Source organism: Bartonella sp. CM86QHHN (genome assembly GCF_042194695.1).
Classification (GTDB): domain Bacteria; phylum Pseudomonadota; class Alphaproteobacteria; order Rhizobiales; family Rhizobiaceae; genus Bartonella.
The window spans coordinates 1-1,030 of record NZ_JBHIND010000096.1; the positions used below are offsets into that span (position 1 = coordinate 1).

Sequence of the window (1,030 nt, forward strand, 5' to 3'; positions counted from 1 at the left end):
AACATCGCGGCTTCCATCAGCTTTATAGCCATAACAACTGTCTGTATTAGCCTGACAACCAAGATAAGTGTTTTTATAAGCCGTTGCCCCCAAATTGGTCAGCACATTGGCGTGGATATCGGCATTTCCTCCTGCTCTCATAGAGCTATAATGGTTGTCAATGGTATCAGCGTTAATGATGAGATTGCCACTAGATTGTATTACCCCCGAAACAGTTGGTTTATGCGAAAATGCTTGTGTGACAGTCTTTTCTGTCATATGTGACCAGTCTTCGTTTATTGACCCAAACCATCCTCCCTTCCGCCGAGAACCATTCCATTGGTAGCGTTTTACGGACTTTTGATCATAGACAGGCTTAAATTCCCAAGTAAAAGCCTTATAGACTGTTCCATCGCTTGAAATTGCGGTGCCATAGGTTTCTTCTTTGCTCGACCAAAGAGGAACATCCAAGAAAATTTTTACGTGCCCTTTAAAAGGTCCGGTATGACTTTGATGTTCGTGCCCTTGTCCCCAAAGGTTGGGACCATCTTGATATAACATCCCATCACTGAGCCTATCAGAACCCTCTGGTTTTTGGAAAGAAATATCGCTATATTCCGTTTTTTCCGTGATGACAGGTGTGCTATCGGCTTCGTTTTTCAGGGTGTTGGTTTGGATATTTAAGTTTCCACCAGCTTGAATAAAGCCCGCTTTGTTAACAAGGGAAAGGCTTTTTCCGCTGCCATCTGCATTGGTAAAAGATAAATCACCCTCTGCTAAAATGGCACCAAAATCATTCAACAAAGCCCCATCAACTTGTAAAGCACCATTGCCNACTAAATCCTGCCCCGATGCCAATTGACCACTATTGTGAATCTCCCTCGTTTTGATCACGAAATCTCTGGCTGCTAAAACAGAGCTTGCCTTATCCACCATAACGCTTGGAGCAATAAAGAGAATATCTCCAGTCCCACCCTGATCTGTCACAGCTTGTAGCCGCGCATGGTGAATATCAAGGGCATTGGTGCTTTGAAAGTCTAAACCGCCATAA

1 pseudogene is annotated in these 1,030 nt (G+C 43.7%); it reads right to left on the minus strand.

Annotated elements, in window-relative coordinates:
• A pseudogene (locus ACFIKX_RS09705) lies at nt 1-1,030 on the minus strand (filamentous hemagglutinin); the annotation flags it as partial.